4 protein-coding genes are annotated in these 4291 nt (G+C 62.6%); 2 read left to right on the top strand and 2 right to left on the bottom strand.

Features of this window, described 5'->3' with window-relative positions:
- On the bottom strand, positions 1–514 hold a 514-nt coding region (locus AC1DWI_RS14950), incomplete at its 3' end, for an SMP-30/gluconolactonase/LRE family protein (protein ID WP_477725115.1).
- Between the two features lie 170 nt (positions 515–684).
- On the opposite strand from AC1DWI_RS14950, the gene AC1DWI_RS14945 reads away from it, so the two are divergent.
- Positions 685–1470: an SDR family NAD(P)-dependent oxidoreductase gene (locus AC1DWI_RS14945; protein ID WP_477666913.1), complete on the top strand. Its 786-nt coding sequence runs from the start codon at positions 685–687 to the stop codon at positions 1468–1470.
- 177 nt (positions 1471–1647) lie between these two features.
- Here the strand turns inward: AC1DWI_RS14945 and AC1DWI_RS14940 are convergent, their stop codons facing one another.
- The gene (locus tag AC1DWI_RS14940; protein WP_477670682.1) at positions 1648–2607 is read right to left on the bottom strand and encodes a LysR family transcriptional regulator; all 960 of its coding nucleotides are present in this window, start codon (positions 2605–2607) and stop codon (positions 1648–1650) included.
- Between the two features lie 110 nt (positions 2608–2717).
- Here AC1DWI_RS14940 and AC1DWI_RS14935 point away from each other — a divergent pair, with 110 nt between their 5' ends.
- Complete coding sequence (locus AC1DWI_RS14935) at positions 2718–4169, top strand: aldehyde dehydrogenase family protein (RefSeq protein WP_477670683.1); 1452 nt, start codon at positions 2718–2720, stop codon at positions 4167–4169.
- The last annotated feature ends 122 nt before the right edge of the window (positions 4170–4291 follow it).

Raw genomic sequence — 4291 nt, 5'->3', positions numbered from 1 at the left:
AATACAGGGTGCGACCGTCGGCGGACCAGGTGGGGCCGTTGGTCACCGCAAAACCTTCTTCATGGCGCGTGCAGCGGCCATCAGGGTCATAGCGATACAGCGCGCCGGTGGGGGCCACGCAGTCAAAGTCCATCGTCCCCGCCCAAAAGCGGCCTTGCGCATCGCACTTGCCATCGTTGAAGCGATTGCCCGGCAACGTAGCCTCGGGTTGGTGCAGGTAGTGTGGTTCGCCGCCCAAAGCGGGGTCAAACAGCGCGAAGCCGCGCCGCAGGGTCACGATCAGACCGGGCGCATGCGCCCGCTCGGCCAGCGCGGAAATTTCCTCGTCAAAGGCCCAGCTGCTGCGCGCGCCGGTGGCGGGGTGAAAGCGGTGCAGGCGGCAGCCAAGAATGTCCACCCAATACAGGGATTGCTCCCGCGGCGACCACAAGGTACCCTCACCCAGCAGGGCGCCCGCCGGATGGACGCAATGCACCTTGCCGGGGACCGGCATGGCCGGCCGCTGCTGATGCATGCCCGCGGGGGTGTCTGGAATCAATGTCACTAATGTCTCCGTATTGCGGGGCTGTGCGGTGGCCTCTTGACGCGGTGGATGATATCAATGCATAGTGATGTTGGAAACTTATTCTTTTTATATTAATTGATACACAACTTGCAATGTCAAACATTTCCAGCTCTGCCCCCATGCGTGCCGCTCCCGCAAGCGAGACCCTCTCCGTCTTTCCCAGCCTGAACAAGCGGTCGGTATTTGTCACCGGCGGAGGCAGCGGCATAGGCGCCGCCATCGTGACAGCCTTTGCGCAGCAGGGCGCGCGCGTTGCCTTCATCGATGTCGCGAAGGAGGCCAGTGAAGCGCTTGCGCAGGAGCTGGCAGATGCGGGGCACGCCCGCCCATGGTGGCGCGCCTGCGATGTGCGGGACGTGGCCGCGCTGCAGTCGGCAATCACCGACGCAGCAAGCGCGCTGGGCGACTTTTCGGTGCTGGTCAACAATGTTGCCAGCGATGACCGCCACAGCCTGGAGTCTGTAACGCCCGCCTACTACGACGACCGCATCGCGATCAATGAACGGCCCGCCTTCTTTGCAATCCAGTCGGTGGTGCCGGGCATGCAGCGCCTCGGCGCCGGCTCCATCATCAACCTGGGCTCCACCGGCTGGCAAGGCAAGGGCGCAGGCTACCCTTGTTATGCCATCGCCAAATCTTCGGTGAACGGCCTGACGCGCGGCCTCGCGAAAACGCTGGGCCGGGACCGCATCCGCATCAACACCGTGTCGCCGGGCTGGGTCATGACCGAGCGGCAGATCAAGCTCTGGCTGGATGCCGAAGGCGAGAAGGAACTCCAGCGCAACCAATGCCTGCCCGACAAGCTGCTGCCCCACGACATCGCGCGCATGGTGCTGTTCCTGGCATCCGATGACGCCGCCATGTGCACAGCGCAGGAGTTCACGGTGGATGCCGGCTGGGTTTAACAATCCCCCCGGGGCGCCTTCGGCGCCCCGTACCGCCGCCAGACGCGACGGCTCTTCGGAGCCGTCCAAGCCTGCGCGGGCAGGCTTGGAGCCGCGGCTCTCAGCCCCTCAGGGGGCGACACTGGCGGCCCGGCAAAGCCGGTTCCGCGGTGTCCTTGGCCTGAGTCGCGAAGACTTTTAGTCCATCTCCAGCCTGCGGCCATAGAGTGTCAGGCTCGCTGTCTTCAGCGCTTTCATCATGACCTTGGCGGCTGGCGATGGCAGCCGGTCGGTGCGGGTGATGATGCCGAAGGCGTCCATGTGGCAGGGCATGTCCAGCGGCAGTACCGAGACGATACCGTGCGCGGCGTAATACCGCGCCACATCGGCCGCGACCACGGCCACCATGTCGCTTTGCTGCAGCATGCGCGTGATGAAAAGCAGGGCTGAAGACTCCACCACGTTGATGGGTGGAGCAAGCCCATCCTCGCGGAACATCAGCTCGAACCGGTGCCGCAGGACGCTGCCCGCGGGCGGCACAATCCAGGCGGCGGCCACCACGTCGCGCAGGGTGAGGCCAGACACACCCAGCAGTGGATGTCCCGGCCTCGCCATGGCGCACACCGGCTCCTCGACCAGGGGCTCATAGCGCAAATTGGTCTTGTCGTGTTCGGCAAAGAGGCGTGCCACGAGGATGTCGAGCTTGCCCTGCTCCAGCCGCTCCAGCAGCACCGGGCTGGTTTCGATATCCAGCGAAATGCGCAGGCTCGGGTGCTCCTGTTTGACCACGGCCACCGCAGACGGCAACAAGGCCAGGCCCGGCGACGTGATGGCGCCGATGCCGACCTGGCCGAAGTGGCCGGTTTTGAGTGCGGTCAGCTCGTCATGTGCCTGGTTCAGGCTGGCCAGTGCCATGCGCGCATGCCGGATCATGGTTTCGCCATACCAGGTTGGCCGCATGCCCCGGGGCAAGCGCTCAAAAAGCTGTACCTCCAGAACATCTTCCAGATCCTTGAGCAACTTGGACGCCGCCGGCTGGGTCATGCTGAGAACCTGCGCTGCGCGATGAATATTGCCTTCTTCGGCCAGTGCAACCAGTAACAGCAATTGCCTTGTCTTGAGCCGTGCGCGTATGAACCAGTGGTTGTAGGTGCTCATCGGGTTTTCCAGAATGCGTAGAACGATATCTATTTTGTCAAAAAAACAATTGGATTGATATCAAAATTAATTCTAGACTGCAGCGCTATGAAGACGAGGCTCTCACTCTCATGAAATTTGGCGAACTGCAACAAAACGCCCGGCACTATATCAATGGGCGCTGGGAAACCGGCACCACCACGGGCACCAGCACCAACCCCTCGGATACCCGGGAGGTGGTCAGCGAGTACGCACGTGCCGACCGCAACCAGACCGAACTTGCGATCCGGGCCGCAGCCGAGGCATTGCCGCACTGGAGTCACAGCACGCCGCAACGCCGGGCTGATGTACTTGACCAGATCGGCAGCGAGATCCTGGCGCGAAAAGATGAGCTGGGCATGCTGCTGTCACGGGAAGAAGGAAAAACCTTGCCCGAAGGCGTGGGCGAAGCGGCACGGGCCGGCCAGATATTCAAGTTTTTCGCAGGCGAAGCATTGCGTGTTCAGGGGGAGACCATGGCATCGGTCCGGCCCGGCATTCAGGTCGACGTGACGCGTGAACCTGTCGGCGTGGTGGGAATCATCGCACCATGGAATTTCCCGCTGGCGATTCCGGCCTGGAAAATCGCGCCGGCACTGGCCTATGGGAACACGGTGATTTTCAAACCGGCCGAGCTGGTGCCCACCTGCGGTTGGGCTCTGGCCGAAATCATCAGCCGCTGYGGGCTGCCTGCGGGCGTCTTCAACCTTGTCATGGGAAGCGGYCGGGAAGTCGGGCAAACGCTGGTCGACCATCCCCTGGTCAATGCGCTGAGTTTCACGGGCTCGGTGACAACCGGCGAACGCATCCTTCAGTCGGCTTCCGCGCGCCGCGCCAAGGTGCAGCTTGAAATGGGTGGCAAAAATCCGCTGGTGATACTGGCTGATGCCGATCTTGACCAGGCCGTCGAATGCGCCGTGCAAGGCTCGTACTTTTCGACCGGCCAGCGCTGCACCGCGTCAAGCAGGCTCATCGTGGAAGCGCCCGTACACGATGCATTCGTTGCGCGCCTGCGCCACCGCATTGCCGGGCTCAAGGTGGGCCACGCGCTGGAGCGGGGTATCGAAATGGGCCCGGTGGTTGATCGCAGCCAGCTCGAACAGAACCAGTCGTATCTGGACATAGGGCGCAACGAAGGTGCCGAGCATGTCTGGGGCGGCGAATTGCTGGAGCGCCCGACACCGGGGCATTACATGAATCCGGCGCTCTTCCTGGCCCGGCCGGAACACCGCATTGCGCGCGAAGAGATTTTTGGGCCGATAGCATGTGTGTTGCAGGCCGATGACTTTGAACACGCGCTGGCCCTGGCCAACGACACACCCTTCGGCCTCTGTGCAGGCATCTGCACGACTTCCCTCAAGCACGCCATGCATTTCAAGCGTCATGCAGAAGTCGGCATGACCATGGTGAACCTGCCTACTGCGGGTGTCGACTTCCACGTTCCGTTCGGCGGGCGCAAGGGGTCGAGTTACGGCTCACGCGAACAAGGCCGCTACGCTGCCGAGTTCTACACCACCGTCAAGACCGGTTACGTGCTAGCCTGAGCCATTGAAGATCACCAGAGAGCTTTCAGTTCCATTTCAACCAAGGAGACAAAATGAAGATCCATCGCCGCACCCTCACTGTCGCACTCGCCTGCGCCCCCCTTGCCGGCCTGTTGCCGGTT

The sequence above is a fragment of the Polaromonas sp. P3_C2 genome, from assembly GCF_056402675.1.
The sequence above is the reverse complement of the archived record's forward strand: the minus strand, read 5'-3'. Positions and strand labels throughout refer to the sequence as shown.